Origin of the sequence: Streptomyces griseorubiginosus (genome assembly GCF_036345115.1) — a bacterium.
GTDB lineage: Bacteria > Actinomycetota > Actinomycetes > Streptomycetales > Streptomycetaceae > Streptomyces > Streptomyces griseorubiginosus_C.
Genome location: NZ_CP107766.1, coordinates 1049272 through 1067353, shown reverse-complemented (window position 1 = coordinate 1067353; position 18082 = coordinate 1049272). Strand labels below are relative to the sequence as shown.

Sequence of the window (18082 nt, the reverse complement as noted above, 5' to 3'; positions counted from 1 at the left end):
AATTTGCGGGACGGTTGAACACAACCCCTGCTCCGGTGCGTACCCATGGTCGTGCGGCGGCGCAGCAGGGCGCTGCAACACCCTTTTGAATTATGGGGAGTTGACGATGAAGACCTCCTGGCGGAACGCCTCACTCGTGGCAAGCGCCGCGGCGGTGCTCGCGCTGACGACGGCGTGCGGTCAGGACAGTGGCGCCTCGTCCGTCGGCAGCCAGAACGTCGGGGCCACCGCGGCCGCGGGCGGTTACGGCGGTGTGGGCTCCGGCATCGGTACCGGTACCGAGACCAGCCCCAGTGCGAGCTCGACCTCCGCGGTCGGTCAGGGCAACCTGGGCGCCCAGTCGGCCTCGGCCGGCAAGTTGCAGGTGTCCGCGAACGCCGAGCTGGGCGATGTGCTGACCGACGGCAGCGGCCTCAGCCTCTACCGCTTCGACGAGGACACCGCCGAGCCGCCGAAGTCGAACTGCAACGGCGACTGCGCGACGGCCTGGCCGCCGGTGCCCGCGGACGACGCCTCGGCCGGCGCCGGCATCGACAAGGCCCTGCTCGGTGAGGTGACCCGGGCCGACGGCAGCAAGCAGCTGACCATCGGTGGCTGGCCGGCCTACCGCTACGCCAAGGACACCAAGGCCGGCGACCTGACCGGACAGGGCGTGGGCGGCAAGTGGTACGCGCTGGCGCCCACCGGCAAGAAGGCGTCGGTCGCGAGCCTGCCCGGACTGTCCACGCGCAACGACCCCAACCTGGGCGAGATCGTCGTCGACAAGAACGGCATGACGGTCTACCGCTTCGCCAAGGACAAGGCCTGGCCCGAGCCGGTCTCGAACTGCAACGGCGCCTGCCTGGAGAAGTGGCCGGTCGTGGGCCCGGTGTCGTCGAACGACACCAAGGGCGTCCAGAAGAAGGGCCTCATGAGCTTCACCCGCGGTGACGGTGTGAAGCAGCAGACGGTCAACTGCTCGCCCATCTACACCTTCTCGGGCGACAAGGAGCCCGGCGACACCAACGGCCAGGGCGTCGGCGGCACTTGGTACGCCGTCCGTCCCAACGGAGAGATGGTCGGCGTCTCCGACAAGTGACAGCCCTCTCACCCGGACCACCGGTCCGGCCCCTCCGCGCCGCACGGAGGGGCCGGACCGGTTTGCCGTCATTCCCCCCAACTCCCCGCGATTCGGCGCCCGCTCCGGAACTCTCCGGAGTGCGGCGCCTACGTGTCGTAGCGACACCGCAGCCGTTGCGCAGCGGCACGTGCCGCAGGCAGTGACCGGGAACGGATGGTCAATTTCCGTTTCCCCTCGCTCCATTGGCGGGCGATCAGTAGCCTCAGCTCGAACACCGGATCGTCTACGCCTTGGAGAGATACATGGAGCGTCCCGCCTGGGCTCCTAGGAGCATCGACATCTCGGTGCCGAGCGTCGCGCGTATCTACGACTTCTACCTGGGCGGTTCGCACAACTTCGAGGCCGACCGGGCGGCGGCCCGCAAGGCCATGGAGCACGTCCCTGGACTGCCGAAGATCATGCAGGCGAACCGGGCGTTCATGCGGCGGGCGGTGCGCTTCGCGGTCGACCAGGGCATCACGCAGTTCCTGGACATCGGCTCCGGCATCCCCACCTTCGGCAATGTCCACGAGGTCGCCCAGAGCGCCAGCCCCGGCGCCCGCGTCGTCTACGTCGACCACGACCCGGTGGCCGTCGCGCACAGCCGGGCGGTCATCGCCGACAACCCCGACGCGGGCGTCGTCGCGGCCGACCTCCGCAAGCCTCAGGAAATCCTCGAAAGCCCCGAGGTCCAGCGGCTGATCGACCTGAACCGTCCGGTGGCACTGCTCCTCGTTGCCATACTGCACTTCGTGGAAGACGCGGACGACCCCTACGCGGCGGTGGCCGAGCTGCGCGACGCGCTCGCGCCCGGCAGCCTGCTGGTGCTGACGCACGCCGCGTTCGAGGGGATCCCGCTGTCCCAGGAGCAGGTTCAGGGCGCGATGGACGTGTACGAGGACATTCGCAACCCGCTGATCATGCGCTCGCACGACGAGATCGCACGGTTCTTCGAGGGGTACGACATGGTGGAACCCGGACTGGTGCCGATGCCGCGGTGGCGGCCGGAGTCGGAGAACTGGGACCCCGACGCCGAGGATCCGTGGGCCTTCTCGCAGTTCGGCGGCGTGGGGCGGACGGCGTGAGCGCGGAGCCGGACGGCCCGGAGGACAGACTGCGCCGGTTCGCGACGATCTGGAGCCGGGCCGTGTTCCCGGTGACCTCGACGTCCCTGACCCGGGCCGAGTTCGAGGAGCAACTGCTCCCGCTGGCCCGCCGGTTGAGCCAGGCGCTGCTGGCCAGGACCGTCGACATGGACGAGGGCCGGGCGGTGGGCGCCGACCTCGTGGCCGCGCACTGCACCGACCCCGACGCGCTGACCCGTTCGCTGGACTGCGTCGACGCCTATCTGGTGCTGTACTGCGGCGGCGACGGCGACCGCGAGGACCTGCGCAGCCGGTCCGCCCGTCTCCAGCACGCCATGGCGGCCGGGTTCGCGCAGGCGCTGCGCGAGCGGACGCTGGCCGAGCAGGAGGCCATCGCGCAGGCCGCCCTGGAGGCGCAGGGCGTGGTGGCGCAGGCCCTGCACGCGACCGAGGCCCGGTTCCGCGCGGTGTTCGAGGGCGCGGCCATAGGGATCGGCATCGCGGACCTCGACGGCAACGTCCTCCAGGTCAACGGCGCACTGCTGCGCATGTTCGGCATCACCGACCAGACGATGCGCGGCCGCAACGTCCGGGAGTGGACCCACCCCGACGACGCACCGCAGACCTGGACGCTCTACGACGAACTCGTCCGGGGCGAACGCGAGCACTACCACCTCGAAAAGGCCTTCTACCGCCCGGACGGAACGGTCCTGTGGACCAACCTGACGGTCTCCCTGCTGCGGGACGCCGACGGCACCCCGCAGTACCAGCTCGCCCTCATGGAGGACACCACCGAGCGCCGGCTGCTCAACCTCCGGCTGCGCTACGAGGCCACCCACGACGCCCTCACCGGACTGCCCAACCGGACGCTGTTCTTCGAGCGGCTGGAGAAGGCGCTGAGCGCGGGCGAGGGCCAGCGGTTCGGGCTGTGCTACCTCGACCTCGACGGCTTCAAGACCATCAACGACAGCCTCGGCCACGGGGCCGGCGACCGGCTGCTCGTCGAGGTCGCCGACCGGTTGCAGTCCTGCGCGACCGCACCGGGCGAGATGGTGGCCCGGCTCGGCGGCGACGAGTTCGTGGCGCTGACCACCGGCCCCGACACCGAGAGCGAGGTCGACGACCTCGCCGCCCGCATCATGAACGTCCTGCTCGCCCCGGTCCGTATCGAGGGCCGGGAACTGACCGTGCGGGGCAGCATCGGCATCGTCGAGGGCCCGGCGGGGGAGCGCGGCCCGGCGGAGGTGCTGCGCAGCGCCGACATCACGATGTACCGGGCCAAGTCGGCGGGCGGCAACCGCTTCGAGCTGGCCGACCCGGAGGCCGACGCCCGCGCCATCACCCGGCACGGACTGACCACCCAGCTGCCCGCGGCCCTGGAGCGCGGCGAGTTCTTCATCGAGTACCAGCCGCTGGTCCACCTCGGTGACGGCAGCGTGCGGGGCGCCGAGGCGCTGGTGCGCTGGCTGCACCCGCAGCACGGCGTCCTCGGCCCGGACCGGTTCATCCCGCTCGCCGAGCACACCGGGCTGATCGTGCCGCTCGGCCGCTGGGTCCTGGAGCAGTCGGTGCGCCAGGCCCGGGAATGGCGAGAACGCTACGGCGAGGACACGCCCGGCGGTCCCCTGCGTATCAACGTCAACCTGTCGCCGTGCCAGCTCACCCACCCCGGCCTCGTCCAGGACACCGTGGACATCCTGGAGCGCGCCGGCGTCGAGCCGAACGCCCTCTGCCTCGAAGTCACCGAGTCCGCCCTCATCGGCGCCGACGACGACCTGCTCAAGCCGCTGCGCCGACTCGCCGAGATGGGCGTCGACATCGCCCTGGACGACTTCGGCACCGGCTACTCGAACCTGGCGAACCTGCGCCGCCTCCCGGTCAGCGTCCTCAAGCTGGACCGCTCCTTCACCCAGAGCATGCAGCAGTTCCCCGCCGACCCCGTCGACCTCAAGATCGTCGAGGGGATCGTCTCGCTCGCCCACGGCCTGGACCTCGCGGTGACGGTCGAGGGCGTCGAAACCGGGGCCCAGGCCGAGCAGTTGCGGATACTGGGCTGCGACACGGCCCAGGGCTGGTACTACGCCCGCCCCGGCCCGCCGGAGCGGCTGCACGAGCTGGCGCTGGTGGACGCGACGGGCTGAACGCCCCCGCCCCTCAGGGCAGCGGGAGCGAGCGCAGCGAACCGTGGGTGCGGGCCATGACGACGACATGGCCCGCGTCCCCGCCCGGCACGACGAGCACCGGGTGTTCGCCGTCCCTCGTCTGCGCGTAGGCCGGGGACATGCGGGGCGCGGCGCTCCCCGTGCCCTGCGGACCGGCGTGCAGGTCGATCGTGAGCACGCGGCCCCGCGCGACGTCGTTGCCGGGGGCGAAGGTCACGAACCGGCCGCCGGCCACCGCGGCGTCCGACTCCGTGGCGTACGTGTTCCACAGCTTGCGGTCGTTCTTCAGGTCGTACGCGAACCAGTTGCCCGCGCTCGTGTCCTCGGCGCCGGCCTCGTACAGCACCAGGACCCCGTCGTCGGAGATCACCCCGCGCACGGGCATGTCGATGGTGTTCCGCGGGGTCGGCAGCGGCTCCAGCGTCGCCGGATCCAGGCGCCGCATGGGCGGGAAGGTGTCCCCGGCGGAGAGCGGGCTGCCGGTGCACACCAGGTAGCGGCCGCCGGTGACGAGGTGCGGGCACTCGACGCCCGCGGGGCTGGTCGCCAGGGTGGCGCCGGTGCGGGCGTCGCGGGCGGTGACCCGGGAGCCGTCGGACGTGTAGACCCGGCCCCGGAAGGCGGCCACGGGTTCGCCGGTGCTCCAGGTGACGTTCCGGTGCCAGAGGGGCGTGCCGTCGGACGCGCGGACGGCGTCGAGGACGGCGCCGGTGCGGATGAAGGGATCCGGCGCGTGCAGGGCGTAGACGATCCCGTCCGTGGCGGCGAGGGCGACGTAGGCGCGGCCGGTGGGGAGTCGACGGGTCCACGCCCGCGTACCCGTCCGCAGGTCCGCCGCGCGGAGCACGCCCGCGACGCCGGACACGGCCCGTGCGTCGGCCGCGTCGACGAGCAGTTCGGCGCTCTTGCCGCGGGCGCCGCCCGGCACGGTCCAGGTGACACGGCCGTCGGCCCGCGAACGCCCCACGAGCGCACCGGTGTTGGTCGCGCATACCACCTGATGTGCGGTCGCGCCGCAACTGCCGTGGGCCTCGGGGCGCGTGAGGGACGCCGTCCACGCGCGCCACGGGCCCGAGACCGACATCGAACGCGTGGCCACGGTCGGCCCGGAGTCACCGGAGCGCGGTGCCGCGGACGAGCCCTTGGAGGGGGTCCCCCCGGAGCACCCCGCGAGCACCAGCAGCGCCGCGCCCACGACAGCCGTCCGCCGTATCATCCGCCCACCCCTGTGCGAGAAGACCCCATGCTACGACCGCTCACCGCTCCAGCAGCATCCGCTGCAACTCCCGTGCCGCCCGCGGCGGAGCCACATCGCTGCGGTGGGCCAGCGCGATGGTCCGGTGCAGGCCGGGCCGCGCGAGCGGGGTGACGCGCAGCCCCCGCCCCGAGCGGGTGGCGACCATGCGCGGTACGACGGCCACGCCCAGGCCCGCCCGCACGAAACCCAGCACGGCGTCCATCTCGCCGCCCTCCACCGCGAAGTCCGGCTCGAAGCCCTCGGCACGGCACGCTGCCACGGTCAGTTCGCGCAGGTCGTAGCCGTGCCGGAACATCACCAGGGGCGCGCTCTCCAGATCGGCGACGCGCACCGTACGGCGGCCCGGACCACCCGGTGCGGGCCCCTCCGGCGAGGAGACCACGACCAGGTCCTCGCGCAGCAGCTCCACCGTGGTCAGCGCCGGGGACGGCGTCGGCAGCGGGAGGACCACCAGGGCCAGGTCGAGCGCGCCGCGCGCGAGCAGTCGTACGAGATCGTGGGAGCCGCCCTCCTCGATCATCAGCCGGATACCGGGGTAGCGGTCGTGGAAGGCGCGCAGCACGTCCGGCAGCAGACCCGTGCACAGGCTCGGGGTCGCGCCGAGCCTGACCCGGCCGCCGCGCAGCTGCACCAGCTCCTGCACCTCGTGCCGGGCCGTGTCCGCGTCGGCCAGGATGCGGCGGGCCAGTGGCAGCAGGGCCTCGCCCGCGTCGGTGAGGCTGATGTTGCCGCGGGCCCGCAGGAAGAGGTCCGCGCCGAGTTCCCGCTCCAGCGCCCTGATCTGCTGTGACAGGGAGGGCTGGGCGACATGGACCGCCTCGGCGGCACGGGTGAAGTGGCGGGTCTCGGCGACCGCCACGAAGTACTGGAGCTGCTGGAACTGCACCCTCGTACGATAGCCGTTCACTATGGAATCAAGCCGGACCATGTCTTGGACCGATCGAGGTTCCCGCATCTAGCGTCTTGAGTCATGGCTCTGGCAACGCGGACGGACCGACGGCCGTCCATGGCACGCACCGTGTGGGACAGCTCCGTCGGCAAGAAGACCGTGATGGCCGTCAGCGGGCTGATCATGCTGCTGTACCTGGTCGTCCACATGATCGGCAACCTGAAGATCTTCTTCGGGGCAGGCGAGTTCAACCACTACGCGCACTGGCTGCGCACGGTCGGCGAGCCGTTCATGCACTACGAGTGGACGCTCTGGCTGATCCGGATCGTGCTGGTCGTCGCCGTGGTCGCGCACGCCACGTCCGCCTACCAGCTCAGCCGCCGGGACATCCGGGCGCGGCCCAGCAAGTACGTCCACAAGAAGGCGCGGGCGAGCTACGCGACCCGCACCATGCGCTGGGGCGGGATCATCCTCGGCCTGTTCATCGTGTGGCACATCCTCGACCTGACGACGGGAACCGTGCACTCCGGCGGCTTCCAGGAGGGCCACCCGTACCAGAACGTCGTGGACACCTTCTCCACCTGGTACGGCAACGTCATCTACATCGTCGCGATGCTCGCCCTCGGCATGCACGTCCGGCACGGCTTCTGGAGTGCCGCCCAGACCCTCGGCGCCGGCAGCCGCACCCGTGACCGCGCCCTCAAGACCGTCGCGAACGTCCTCGCACTGCTGCTCACGGCCGGCTTCATCGCCGTACCCGTGGGTGTCATGACCGGAGTGGTGAGCTGAACATGACGTACACCGACTACGTGTCCGGCGAACCTGTCGTCGACGCCAAGGCCCCGCAAGGTCCCGTCAACGAGCGCTGGGACAAGCGCCGTTTCGAGGCCAAGCTGGTCAACCCCGCCAACCGGCGCAAGCACACCGTCATCGTCGTCGGGACGGGCCTCGCGGGCGGCTCCGCCGGGGCCACGCTCGCCGAACAGGGCTACCACGTCGTCCAGTTCTGCTACCAGGACTCCCCGCGCCGCGCCCACTCCATCGCCGCCCAGGGCGGCATCAACGCGGCCAAGAACTACCGCAACGACGGCGACTCCATCCACCGGCTCTTCTACGACACCGTCAAGGGCGGCGACTTCCGGGCCCGCGAGTCCAACGTGCACCGGCTGGCGCAGATCTCCGTCGAGATCATCGACCAGTGCGTGGCGCAGGGCGTGCCCTTCGCCCGGGAGTACGGCGGTCTGCTCGACACCCGATCCTTCGGCGGGGTGCAGGTCTCGCGGACCTTCTACGCGCGCGGGCAGACGGGTCAGCAACTGCTGCTGGGGGCGTATCAGGCCCTGTCGCGGCAGATCGCCGCCGGGAACATCGAGATGCACCCGCGCACCGAGATGCTCGACCTGATCGTCGTCGACGGACGGGCGCGGGGCATCGTGGCGCGCGATCTCGTCACCGGCCGGATCAGCACGTACTTCGCGGACGCCGTCGTCCTGGCCTCCGGCGGCTACGGCAACGTCTTCTACCTGTCGACGAACGCCATGAACTCCAACGCGACGGCCATCTGGCGGGCCCACCGGCGCGGCGCCCACTTCGCCAACCCCTGCTTCACGCAGATCCATCCGACCTGCATCCCGCGCACCGGCGACCACCAGTCCAAGCTGACGCTGATGAGCGAGTCGCTGCGCAACGACGGCCGGATCTGGGTGCCGAAGGCCAAGGGCGACGACCGGCCGCCGAACCGGATCCCCGAGGACGAGCGCGACTACTACCTGGAGCGCCTCTACCCCTCCTTCGGCAACCTCGTCCCGCGCGACATCGCCTCCCGTGCCGCGAAGAACGTCTGCGACGAGGGGCGCGGGGTCGGCCCCGGCGGACAGGGCGTGTACCTGGACTTCGCCGACGCGATCCGGCGGATGGGGCGCAAGGCCGTCGAGGCCAAGTACGGCAACCTCTTCGACATGTACCAGCGGATCACCGACGAGGATCCGTACGAGGTGCCGATGCGGATCTACCCCGCCGTGCACTACACGATGGGCGGATTGTGGGTCGACTACGACCTCCAGACCACGATCCCCGGCCTGTTCGCGATCGGTGAGGCCAACTTCTCGGACCACGGCGCGAACCGGCTCGGCGCCTCCGCGCTGATGCAGGGCCTCGCCGACGGCTACTTCGTCCTCCCGGCGACCATCAACGACTACCTCGCCCGCAACCCGCACCAGGACGCGGTCACCGACGAACACCCGGCCGTGCAGGAGGTGTTGGCGGAGACCGAGGACCGGCTCCACCTGCTCCTCGCCGTCGACGGGGACCGCACCCCGGACTCCTTCCACCGTGAAGTCGGCGAACTCATGTGGGAGTTCTGCGGGATGGCCCGCAGCGACTCCGGACTGCGCAAGGCGCTGGAGCGCATCCCGCAGATCCGGGAGGAGTTCTGGCGGCGCATCAAGGTGCCGGGCACCGGCGAGGAGTTCAACCAGTCGCTGGAGAAGGCGAACCGGATCGTCGACTACCTGGAACTCGCCGAGCTGATGTGCCTCGACGCGCTGCACCGCGCCGAGTCATGCGGCGGCCACTTCCGCGAGGAGTCCCAGACGCCCGACGGTGAAGCCGCCCGCAAGGACGACGAGTTCGCCTACGCGGCCGCCTGGGAGTTCACCGGCACCGGCGAGCCGCCCGTCCTGCACAAGGAAGACCTGGTCTTCGAGTACGTCCACCCCACCCAGCGGAGCTACGCATGAAGCTCACCCTGCGCGTCTGGCGGCAGAAGAACGCCGACGCCGACGGAGCGATGTCCACGTACGAGGTGGACGGCATCTCGTCCGACATGTCCTTCCTGGAGATGCTGGACACCCTCAACGAAGAGCTCATCCTGCGCGGTGAGGACCCCGTCGCCTTCGACCACGACTGCCGCGAGGGCATCTGCGGCGCGTGCTCGCTCGTCATCAACGGCGACGCGCACGGGCCCGAGCGGACCACCACCTGTCAGCTGCACATGCGGTCCTTCTCCGACGGCGACACGATCGACATCGAACCGTGGCGGGCCGCCGCCTTCCCGGTGATCAAGGACCTGGTCGTGGACCGGTCCGCCTTCGACCGGATCATCCAGGCCGGCGGCTACATCACCGCGCCCACCGGGGCGGCCCCCGAGGCCCACGCCACGCCGGTCCCCAAGCCGGACGCCGACTTCGCCTTCGAGCACGCCGAGTGCATCGGCTGCGGCGCGTGCGTGGCGGCCTGCCCCAACGGCGCGGCGATGCTGTTCACGTCGGCCAAGGTCAACCACCTGAACGTGCTGCCGCAGGGAGCACCCGAGCGGGAGACCCGGGTCCTGGACATGGTGGCGCAGATGGACGACGAGGGCTTCGGCGGCTGCACCCTTGCGGGGGAGTGCGCGACCGCGTGCCCGAAGGGGATCCCGCTGGTCTCCATCACGAGCATGAACAAGGAGTGGCTGCGGGCGACGCGGAGGGCCGCCAAGCGCTGAGAGACGTTCGCCGTTCGGTGCGGACGGGCGGGGTCGGGAGTGGTGCTCCCCGGCCCCGTCTCGCTCTTTCGGCCTCTGTACAGTGCGTCCATGATTTTCGGACGCAGGGGGCGGGAGCGGTTCCTGGAGGCCGTCACAGGTCTTGAGGCCGCTGTGCGGGAACGCGACGGAAAAGCGGCGCAGCACGCGATCCAGCAGATGTACGGGGGCTTCGACGAGGCGGCGGACCACGAACTCCTCGCAGCGGGACCGCGGTTGGCCGCGCTGCTGCCGGAGATGCCGGACGGGCCGCGCGCGATGACGGCCGTGGCGGTCGGCGCCTGCGTCGAGCGCGGTGCGGACGCCACACAGTGCGCCGGTTACGTCTTCGACGGCCTTGCCGGTGCGCTGGGCGCCGCCGGGGAGTTCTGCGAGCGCTGGGAGGCGACCGGCGGCGGAGACCTGCCCGACCACGACTCCGGCGACCCCGAGCCGGAGGTCCTCGAACGCGTCGGCCAGGCCGCGACCGCGGGCTGGTGGCTGCTGCCCCGCTGGGAGATGGCCACCGTCGCGATGCTCAACCGCCCCGAGGTCCGCACCGGGCTCGGCTCCGGCCTGCGCACCCGGCTGCTGGAAGCCCTGCGTGCCGTCCAGGAACTGTCCGGCCACGACTTCAAGTGCCTGCACTACGCCCTGCTCGTCCTGGACGACGAACCCCTCGTCGCCCTGCACCGCCCCACCGGCACCGGCTACGCGCTGCGGATGACCGGCATAGGCGACAACTTCCAGCTGCACACCCTGCTCGCCGACGCCCTCGTGGGCGGCGGTCACGTCCCCGGCCACGCGCCCTCCGCCCAGGAGACCGCCGTGTGCCGGGACGCGCCCGGGCAGGTGCCGACCACCGGCTCCTTCAACCTCGTCACCCCGGACGGCGACTGGGTGTGGAACGAGGGCACGCCGTCGGACATCCCGGTCGTCGACGGCGTACGTCTGCTCGTCCTGGACCCGCCGCCGTACCAGCGGGGCTGGCCCGCCGGCCGGTTCTTCCCCGGCATGACCGGAGCACTCGTCCTGGAGCGGGTGCTGGACCAGAACGAGACGCGCGGGTGGCTGGAACGCTGCGCTCCGGCGAAATGACGGCCACCTTCTGAGGGTTCGGGACGGGCGTGACAGCCCGGCCCGAGCCGTTCAACAACCGCACATCGGCTCTCCCCGCACCGGTCACGCGCATGTCAGTCGGCATCGGAAGAACAGGGGCGGCAGATCGCACTCCCCACGGTCTGCGCCCGCTCCGCCGAACCGGCCCGCGACCAGGAGAGAGCCATGACCGGCGTTACGACCCTCGACCGTCCCCCGCAGTCCACGGCACCCACCCGCTACACCGTCACCCTCGCCCGCGACGAGGACGACGTACGGGCCGCGCAGCGGCTGCGGCACGACGTGTTCGCCGGCGAGATGGGGGCCCTCCTCGCCACCCCGCAGCCGGGCCTCGACATCGACGGCTTCGACGCCTACTGCGACCACCTGCTGGTGCGCGACACCCTCACCGGCCAGGTCGTCGGCACCTACCGGCTGCTGCCCCCGGAGCGGGCCGCGGTGGCCGGACGCCTGTACTCCGAGGGCGAGTTCGACATAGCGCGGCTCGACGGGATCCGCCCCGGCCTCGTCGAGGTCGGCCGCTCCTGCGTGCACCCCGACCACCGCGACGGCGCGGTCATCGGCCTCATCTGGGCCGGGATCGCCCGCTACATGGTGGACCGCGGCCACGACTGGCTGGCGGGCTGCTGCTCGATCCCGCTCGCCGACGGCGGCACGCTCGCGGCCGGCACCTGGGACCGGGTGCGCACCAAGTACCTGGCTCCCGAGGAGTTCCGGGTACGGCCGCTGCTGCCCTGGGAACCCGTTGCGGGCATGCCGGCCGCCCACACCGAACTGCCTCCGCTGCTGCGCGGCTACCTCCGCCTCGGCGCCTGGGTGTGCGGTCAGCCAGCCCACGACCCGGACTTCGGGGTCGCCGACATGTACGTCCTGCTGTCGATGCGCCGGGTCAACGCCCGCTACCTGCGGCACTTCCTCTCGCTCGTCCCGGCCTGATGAGCGTCTGGCTGCCGAGCGCGCCCTGCACCCCGGGGGCCTGCATCGAGCGGACGAGGTCCGTCGCGGCCGTACCCCTGGCGGTGCTCCGGCTCGTCGCCGTCGTGGTGGTCCTGCTCGCCGGGATCTCCCTGATGCCTGTCGGCCGGTGGATCCCGGCCGACGCGGTCAGGTGGTGGTGCCGGACGACGGTGCGGGCCGCGGGGATCCGGCTCCGGATGTCCGGCACCGCCGTGCCCACCGGGGGACTCCTCCTGGTCGCCAACCACATCTCCTGGCTGGACATCCCGCTGCTCGCCGCCGTCCGCCCGGCCCGGATGCTCGCCAAGTCCGAGATCCGGGGCTGGCCGGTGGCGGGCGGGCTGACGGCGGGCAGCGGCGCGCTGTTCATCGACCGGGACCGGCTGCGCGCCCTCCCGGACACGGTCGCCCGTATCGCCGACGCCCTGCGCGCGGGCAGCGCGGTCGCCGTCTTCCCCGAGGGCAGCACGTGGTGCGGCCGCGCCCAGGGCCACTTCCGCAGGGCGGTCTTCCAGGCGGCCCTCGACGCGGACGTCCCGGTGCAGCCGGTGCGTCTGCGGTACCGGGTGAGCGGGGGAGGGGCCAGCACGGCCCCCGCCTTCATCGGCGACGACTCCCTCCTGACGTCGGTGTGGCGGGTGGTGTCGGCTCGGGGGCTGGTGGCCGAGGTGGAGGTCCCGGAGCCGGTCCCGGCCGGGAGCCACGCGGATCGCAGGACGCTGGCCGTGACCGCGCAGGCACGTGTGTGGACCGAGGACACCATGGAGGCCTGCCCGGCTGCGGACGCCTGGCCGGCGGCCGGGGACGCCTTCCCGGTCGGGGACGCCGACCCGGCTGCGGACCCTGTCCCGTCGCCGACCCCAGCCCGTTTGCGGACGCCCGCCTGGTCCGGGAGGCCTGCCCGGTTGCGGGCGCCCACCTGACCGATGGCATCTTGCCTGTCCGCGGCCACCCGGCCCGTTGCGGGATGCCTGCCCGACCGCCGCCCCCCCGACCGACCGCCCCCCGACCGACCGCCCCCCGACCGACCGCCGCCCCCCGACCGACCGCCGGCCCCACCCGGCGGCCAACCCCCGCCCCTACCAAGGTCCCCGAGACGCTGTACGTCCCCGACGGCCGAGCCGACCCCGGCTGCTCGCCCCTCAGCCGCTCGGTGTCAGCGCCCGTGTCAGGTAGGGCGCCGTAGCGCTCCCCGCGACGCCCGCCACGTCTTGAGGCACCCCCGCCGCCACGATCCGTCCGCCCGCGTCCCCGCCGCCCGGGCCGAGGTCGATCACCCAGTCCGCGCCCGCCACCACCGACATGTCGTGCTCGACGACGATGACGGTGTGGCCGGCGTCGACGAGGCCGTGGAGCTGGCGCATGAGGACCTCGACGTCGGCGGGGTGGAGGCCGGTGGTGGGTTCGTCGAGGAGGTAGACCGTGTGCGCGCGGTGCACCCGCTGGAGTTCGCTCGCGAGCTTGATGCGCTGGGCCTCGCCGCCGGAGAGCTCGGTGGCGGGCTGCCCGAGGTGCAGGTAGCCGAGGCCGACGTCGAGGAGCGTGGCGAGGCTGCGGGCCACGGGCGGGGAGTCCGCGAAGAAGTCCGCCGCCGACTCCACCGTGAGGTCGAGCACCTGGGCGATGTTCCGTCCCCGGTACGTCACTTCGAGCGTCTCGGGGTTGTAGCGGGCCCCGCCGCAGTCCGGGCAGGGCGCATAGGTGCTGGGCAGGAAGAGCAGCTCCACGCTGACGAACCCCTCGCCCTGGCAGGTCTCGCAGCGCCCGCCCGCCACGTTGAAGGAGAACCGGGCCACGCCGTACCCGCGTTCACGTGCTCCGTCGGTGCCTGCGAACACCTTGCGCACGACGTCGAACAGGCCCGTGTAGGTCGCCAGGTTGGAGCGCGGGGTCCGACCGATCGGCTTCTGGTCGACGGAGACCAGTCGGCCCACCCCCTCCAGCTCCTCCGTGATCTCGCCGACGAGTGTGGACTTGCCCGATCCCGACACCCCGGTGACCGCCGTGAACACACCGAGCGGGAACTCGGCCGTGACCCCGCGCAGGTTGTGCCGGGTGACCGGACCGACCTTCAACTGCCCACGGGGTGACCGCACTTGGCGGGCGGGGGCGGGGGAGCGGTCGAACAGGAACCGTGCCGTGGCCGACTCCTCGACCGCCGCAAGCTCCGCCAGCGGCCCGCTGTGCAGCAACCGCCCGCCGTGCTCGCCGGCCAGCGGACCGACGTCCACCAGCCAGTCCGCGCCGCGCATCACGTCCAGGTGGTGCTCCACCACGAACACCGAGTTGCCGGCCGCCTTCAGTCGCGCGAGCACCGTGAGCAGTGCTTCCGTGTCCGCGGGGTGCAGTCCGGCGGAGGGTTCGTCGAGGACGTACACGACGCCGAACAGCCCGGACCTCAACTGGGTGGCCAGCCGCAGCCGTTGGAGTTCACCGGCGGACAGGGTGGGGGTCGCGCGGTCCAGGCTGAGGTAGCCGAGACCGAGCTCGATCACCGGGGCGATCCGGGAGATGAGGTCCTGGGTGAGGAAGCGCGCGGTCTCGGACCGTGCGTCGAGCATCGAGGCCAGCTCCACCAGCGGCACCGCCGCCAGCTCGGCGATCGTACGGCCGTTGAACGTGACCGCCATCGCCTCCGGGCGCAGCCGGCTGCCACCGCACACCGGGCAGGGCGCGGAGACCAGGAACCGCTCCGCCTTCGCCCTGAGCGTCTGGCTCTTGGAGTCCGCGAAGGTCTTCAGGACATAGCGGCGGGCGCTCATGTACGTGCCCTGGTAGGGGCGTTGGATCCGGTCCGCGTCCCGCACCGGGTGCACGGTCACCACCGGCTGCTCGTCGGTGAACAGGATCCACTCCCGCTCCTCGGCGGGCAGCTCCCGCCAGGGCCGGTCCACGTCGTACCCCAGCGCGTCGAGGATGTCCCGCAGGTTCTTGCCCTGCCAGGCGCCGGGCCACGCGGCGATGGCGCCCTCCCGGATCGACAGCGACGGATCGGGCACCAGCGACTGCTCGGTCGTACGGTGGACCAGGCCGAGCCCGTGACACTCCGGGCAGGCGCCGACGGCCGTGTTGGGGGAGAAGGAGTCCGAGTCGAGCCGTTCGGCGCCCGGCGGATAGGTGCCGGCCCGGGAGAACAGCATCCGCAGGGAGTTCGACAGATTGGTGACCGTGCCGACGGACGACCGTGACGTAGGCGCCGCCCGCCGCTGCTGGAGCGAGACCGCGGGCGGCAGCCCGGTGATCTCCCCGACCTTCGGCGCCCCCACCTGGTGGATCAGCCGCCGCGCGTACGGCGCCACCGACTCGAAGTACCTGCGCTGAGCTTCCGCGTAGATCGTCCCGAACGCCAGCGACGACTTCCCCGACCCGGACACCCCCGTGAACACGGCGAGCACATCCCGCGGGATGTCGACGTCCACCCCCTGAAGATTGTGCTCACGGGCACCGCGGACGCGGACGTACGGATCGTGGGGGTCGGGCATGAGGGGAGCTCCGTACGGATATGTGGGACGGGAGGAAGGGCCGGGGGGACAAACTCCGTGATCCTATGCGAACGGGTGGCCGGTCCCCGGGCTCCCCCGGCCCGGGTTTTCGGCCGCGCCGCGCATCGGCTGGATCTGGCCGTGCGCTACCCGGGATGCACCGGCATCCTGTGGATCCGATACTGGGGAGCGTCGCAGAGGGTCGCCCTGTATGTCAGGCGCCCTCTCGGGGGAGGACGTCGGTGGGGACATCCACACAGGAGCGGCGAGAACGCTACTTTCAGGCCATCTCAGTTCATCCGACAGCAACATCGGCCACCAAATCCGTCACGCCCAAGTCGAAATCAGTCAAGCGAGAGAAAAAGCCGCACACTCCGCACACGGAAGTGACAAAACGGCTGTGCGCGGCGGCGCATGCCCGTCCCGATCGACTGGAGTCGATGAGCAGGGCGTCACGACATCTGGCGACTCATGGCTGGGGTATCGCCTCGGTGCGTGCACTTCTGGCCGACAACGGACGGCGGAACGGTGTGAGCTGCCCGCCCCTGGGTGAGCCGCTCGCCAGGTGGGCCATAGGCAAGATAGTGATGTCGCGCTTACGGGTGGTGCCGTCGTACGGATTCGACCTCGCGCCCGTCCTCGCGCACTGTGTCGCCGCCCGCAGACAGTGGCGCCTGCGGCGGACGGCACTCGCGGCGGTCCTGGGCTGGATCGCGTACCACTTCCCACTGGGGGTCGCGGTCTGGGCCATCGCGGCCGTCCTCTCACTCGTGGTGGCCCGTCCGACCCGTCGCCCGCCCTGGCGTTCGCGACAGTGGCTGTGGAGGCTCAGCCGGACCTGGGCGGGAGCGCTTCTGCTTCTTCTGCTCCCCGTGCTGGTGATGACCCTTCGTCCGGAGAGCCGGGCGGGCCGGGAGACCCTGGTGGCCTTCGAGTACGCCGCGGTGGCCTACCTCGGCGTGCGCGTCGTGGACCGTCTCGTCGCCCACCTCTACGCACTGGCCTGTGACCGGGACGGCCGCCGTCCGTGGACGGGACCACGGCTGCGCACCCGGATCGCCGTGATCGAACGAGCCCAGGCGGGCAATGCACTCCCCTACGAACTCCATGCGGGCTACTGGCGTTTCATCGGTGCCGGCAATTCGCTCTGGCGGCGCCACACGATCAGTATCAAGCTTCAGGGTGAGAAGGACGACGAGGACGAGACGGTCCGCAAGGACTTCGTTCCCTTTGACGCCGACGAACTGCTCGCGGCGGTGTGCGAGGACCTCGACGATCTACGGATCGCCGAACCACCCTTCCGGCCACTCGAGTGCGATGTCCGGTACGTACGGGGTGGCCCCTCCCGGCGGTGGGCTCGCCTGCCCAGGATTCCCGAAGGAGACGAGGGCGCCGAGGACGCCCTGTGGGGGCGGGCACCGGACGAGCGGGGCTCCGGGATCGTCGTCCGCCGCTACCTCTCCGGGCAGGTCAGCACCTGGTCGGGACAATTGGTCATCACCCTGCTCGCATCCGCGGTGATCGAGGGGCAGGAACTGCATTTCGTGGTGCGCCCCCACGTCCTGCCACCGCTGCACGACGACATCGACGAGGCAGTGGACCCCGAAGCGCTGCGCAGTTTCCGAAGGTTCGCGCAGATACCCCTGCAGGCACTGGGGGACCTTCTCGCTCTGGCCCAAGCGTGGTGGCGGCTTCTGCGGTGGTGTGCGGGCGAGAGCGAGCAGACGGTGGACGAGCAACTCGCGGAGGTCCCGAAGCGACCCCTGCCGACAAGCCTGCGCGAGCGCTACTCGCCCATCTACACCGGCGACATGCACACCGCCGAGGACGCGGTCCGGCACGTGACGATCGTCCAGTCGTCCATGTTCTCCACCGTCGAGGACTTCCTCGAATTCAAGGGTGTCGACGTCACGGACTTCAAGCGCCAGGCCCAGAAGATCATGACGATCATCCACGCCGGCGACAACAACATCATCCAGGCGGTGACGGCGGGGCGGGACGCGCAGGCCACCCAGCAAACGGAGTCGGACGACGGGCACGAACAGCAGCCGCGTCGCACCGGTGACCGGGACGACAGCGCCAAGTCGAGCAGCACGACGACGGAGAAAGGGGACGAGGAATGACTCGAACTCCGCGAGAAGGCCGCGGTTGGCGGAGCGGAAGGGGGCGCCAGAGCGTGTCGGCCACCTTGAACCAGGGCAACGACGGTATCGGCCAGGCAGTGGCCGCGGGGAGGGACGCCACCGTCAACCAGAACGTGCAGCGCAACAATCCCGCGGTCGCCGACGTCCGTGCCGCCCTCCGGGATTTCCGGGAGGCCCTGTACCGACTCGACGCCGGCGAGAACCGGGACGCCGGACTGCGCGCGGCGGACCGTATCGAGCGGGCCCTCGGCAACCCTGCGGACCAACGGGACACCATCGAGGGCGCGGCCGACACGATCGGCGTCATGGGGCGTACGGTGACGGTGCTTGCCGGAGCGGCCGTCGCGGTCCAGGAGGCCGTACGGGCGCTGTTCTGATGTTCCTC

General features: G+C 71.3%; 14 protein-coding genes. 11 read left to right on the top strand and 3 right to left on the bottom strand.

Annotated features, from left to right (window positions below; translation table 11 throughout):
* Positions 1–106: 106 nt before the first annotated feature.
* The 3 genes from OHN19_RS04985 (at position 107) to OHN19_RS04975 (ending at position 4325) form a co-directional block, all read left to right on the top strand.
* The gene (locus OHN19_RS04985; protein ID WP_330262951.1) at positions 107–1078 is read left to right on the top strand and encodes an SCO0930 family lipoprotein; all 972 of its coding nucleotides are present in this window, start codon (positions 107–109) and stop codon (positions 1076–1078) included.
* A gap of 284 nt (positions 1079–1362) precedes the next feature.
* Positions 1363–2184 (top strand): SAM-dependent methyltransferase, encoded by an 822-nt coding sequence (locus OHN19_RS04980; RefSeq protein WP_330262950.1) that lies wholly within the window; start codon positions 1363–1365, stop codon positions 2182–2184.
* Positions 2181–4325 carry a putative bifunctional diguanylate cyclase/phosphodiesterase gene (locus OHN19_RS04975; RefSeq protein ID WP_330262949.1) on the top strand — a complete coding sequence of 715 codons (2145 nt, stop codon included), beginning with the start codon at positions 2181–2183 and terminating at the stop codon, positions 4323–4325. The genes OHN19_RS04980 and OHN19_RS04975 overlap by 4 nt, the downstream gene beginning before the upstream one ends.
* Before the next feature lie 13 nt (positions 4326–4338).
* Here OHN19_RS04975 and OHN19_RS04970 read toward each other — a convergent pair whose 3' ends face one another.
* On the bottom strand, positions 4339–5562 hold the full coding sequence (locus OHN19_RS04970; protein WP_330262948.1) for a PQQ-binding-like beta-propeller repeat protein: 1224 nt from the start codon (positions 5560–5562) through the stop codon (positions 4339–4341).
* Between the two features lie 40 nt (positions 5563–5602).
* Positions 5603–6490: a LysR family transcriptional regulator gene (locus OHN19_RS04965; protein ID WP_123764672.1), complete on the bottom strand. Its 888-nt coding sequence runs from the start codon at positions 6488–6490 to the stop codon at positions 5603–5605.
* Between the two features lie 120 nt (positions 6491–6610).
* On the opposite strand from OHN19_RS04965, the gene OHN19_RS04960 reads away from it, so the two are divergent.
* The 6 genes from OHN19_RS04960 to OHN19_RS04935 all read left to right on the top strand — a co-directional run bounded on the left by OHN19_RS04960 (position 6611) and on the right by OHN19_RS04935 (position 12994).
* On the top strand, positions 6611–7282 hold the full coding sequence (locus OHN19_RS04960; RefSeq protein WP_330262947.1) for a succinate dehydrogenase: 672 nt from the start codon (positions 6611–6613) through the stop codon (positions 7280–7282).
* 2 nt (positions 7283–7284) lie between these two features.
* Entirely contained in the window at positions 7285–9231 is a 1947-nt protein-coding gene (locus OHN19_RS04955; RefSeq protein WP_330262946.1) for a fumarate reductase/succinate dehydrogenase flavoprotein subunit, read from the top strand.
* Positions 9228–9977 carry a succinate dehydrogenase/fumarate reductase iron-sulfur subunit gene (locus OHN19_RS04950; protein WP_330262945.1) on the top strand — a complete coding sequence of 250 codons (750 nt, stop codon included), beginning with the start codon at positions 9228–9230 and terminating at the stop codon, positions 9975–9977. Before OHN19_RS04955 ends, OHN19_RS04950 begins: the two co-directional genes overlap by 4 nt.
* A gap of 90 nt (positions 9978–10067) precedes the next feature.
* Positions 10068–11093, top strand: a complete 1026-nt coding sequence (locus tag OHN19_RS04945; protein ID WP_330262944.1) for a hypothetical protein — start codon at positions 10068–10070, stop codon at positions 11091–11093.
* Between the two features lie 186 nt (positions 11094–11279).
* The gene (locus OHN19_RS04940; RefSeq protein ID WP_330262943.1) at positions 11280–12050 is read left to right on the top strand and encodes a GNAT family N-acetyltransferase; all 771 of its coding nucleotides are present in this window, start codon (positions 11280–11282) and stop codon (positions 12048–12050) included.
* Positions 12050–12994, top strand: a complete 945-nt coding sequence (locus OHN19_RS04935) for a lysophospholipid acyltransferase family protein (RefSeq protein WP_330262942.1) — start codon at positions 12050–12052, stop codon at positions 12992–12994. Before OHN19_RS04940 ends, OHN19_RS04935 begins: the two co-directional genes overlap by 1 nt.
* Positions 12995–13213: 219 nt before the next feature.
* On the opposite strand, the gene OHN19_RS04930 is transcribed toward OHN19_RS04935, so the two are convergent.
* Positions 13214–15553, bottom strand: a complete 2340-nt coding sequence (locus tag OHN19_RS04930) for an excinuclease ABC subunit UvrA (RefSeq protein ID WP_330262941.1) — start codon at positions 15551–15553, stop codon at positions 13214–13216.
* A gap of 587 nt (positions 15554–16140) precedes the next feature.
* Here OHN19_RS04930 and OHN19_RS04925 point away from each other — a divergent pair.
* Both OHN19_RS04925 and OHN19_RS04920 read left to right on the top strand, forming a co-directional pair.
* Positions 16141–17676 (top strand): hypothetical protein, encoded by a 1536-nt coding sequence (locus OHN19_RS04925; RefSeq protein WP_330262940.1) that lies wholly within the window; start codon positions 16141–16143, stop codon positions 17674–17676.
* 53 nt (positions 17677–17729) lie between these two features.
* On the top strand, positions 17730–18074 hold the full coding sequence (locus OHN19_RS04920; RefSeq protein WP_330262939.1) for a hypothetical protein: 345 nt from the start codon (positions 17730–17732) through the stop codon (positions 18072–18074).
* Positions 18075–18082: the final 8 nt, after the last annotated feature.

Excerpts from the sequence above, each read along its gene's own strand:
- OHN19_RS04985 (WP_330262951.1), top strand. The coding sequence starts at position 107 with ATGAAGACCTCCTGGCGGAACGCCTCACTCGTGGCAAGCGCCGCGGCG.
- OHN19_RS04980 (WP_330262950.1), top strand. The coding sequence starts at position 1,363 with ATGGAGCGTCCCGCCTGGGCTCCTAGGAGCATCGACATCTCGGTGCCG.
- OHN19_RS04970 (WP_330262948.1), bottom strand. The coding sequence starts at position 5,562 with ATGATACGGCGGACGGCTGTCGTGGGCGCGGCGCTGCTGGTGCTCGCG.
- OHN19_RS04960 (WP_330262947.1), top strand. The coding sequence starts at position 6,611 with ATGGCACGCACCGTGTGGGACAGCTCCGTCGGCAAGAAGACCGTGATG.
- OHN19_RS04955 (WP_330262946.1), top strand. The coding sequence starts at position 7,285 with ATGACGTACACCGACTACGTGTCCGGCGAACCTGTCGTCGACGCCAAG.
- OHN19_RS04950 (WP_330262945.1), top strand. The coding sequence starts at position 9,228 with ATGAAGCTCACCCTGCGCGTCTGGCGGCAGAAGAACGCCGACGCCGAC.
- OHN19_RS04945 (WP_330262944.1), top strand. The coding sequence starts at position 10,068 with ATGATTTTCGGACGCAGGGGGCGGGAGCGGTTCCTGGAGGCCGTCACA.
- OHN19_RS04940 (WP_330262943.1), top strand. The coding sequence starts at position 11,280 with ATGACCGGCGTTACGACCCTCGACCGTCCCCCGCAGTCCACGGCACCC.
- OHN19_RS04935 (WP_330262942.1), top strand. The coding sequence starts at position 12,050 with ATGAGCGTCTGGCTGCCGAGCGCGCCCTGCACCCCGGGGGCCTGCATC.
- OHN19_RS04930 (WP_330262941.1), bottom strand. The coding sequence starts at position 15,553 with ATGCCCGACCCCCACGATCCGTACGTCCGCGTCCGCGGTGCCCGTGAG.
- OHN19_RS04925 (WP_330262940.1), top strand. The coding sequence starts at position 16,141 with ATGTCGCGCTTACGGGTGGTGCCGTCGTACGGATTCGACCTCGCGCCC.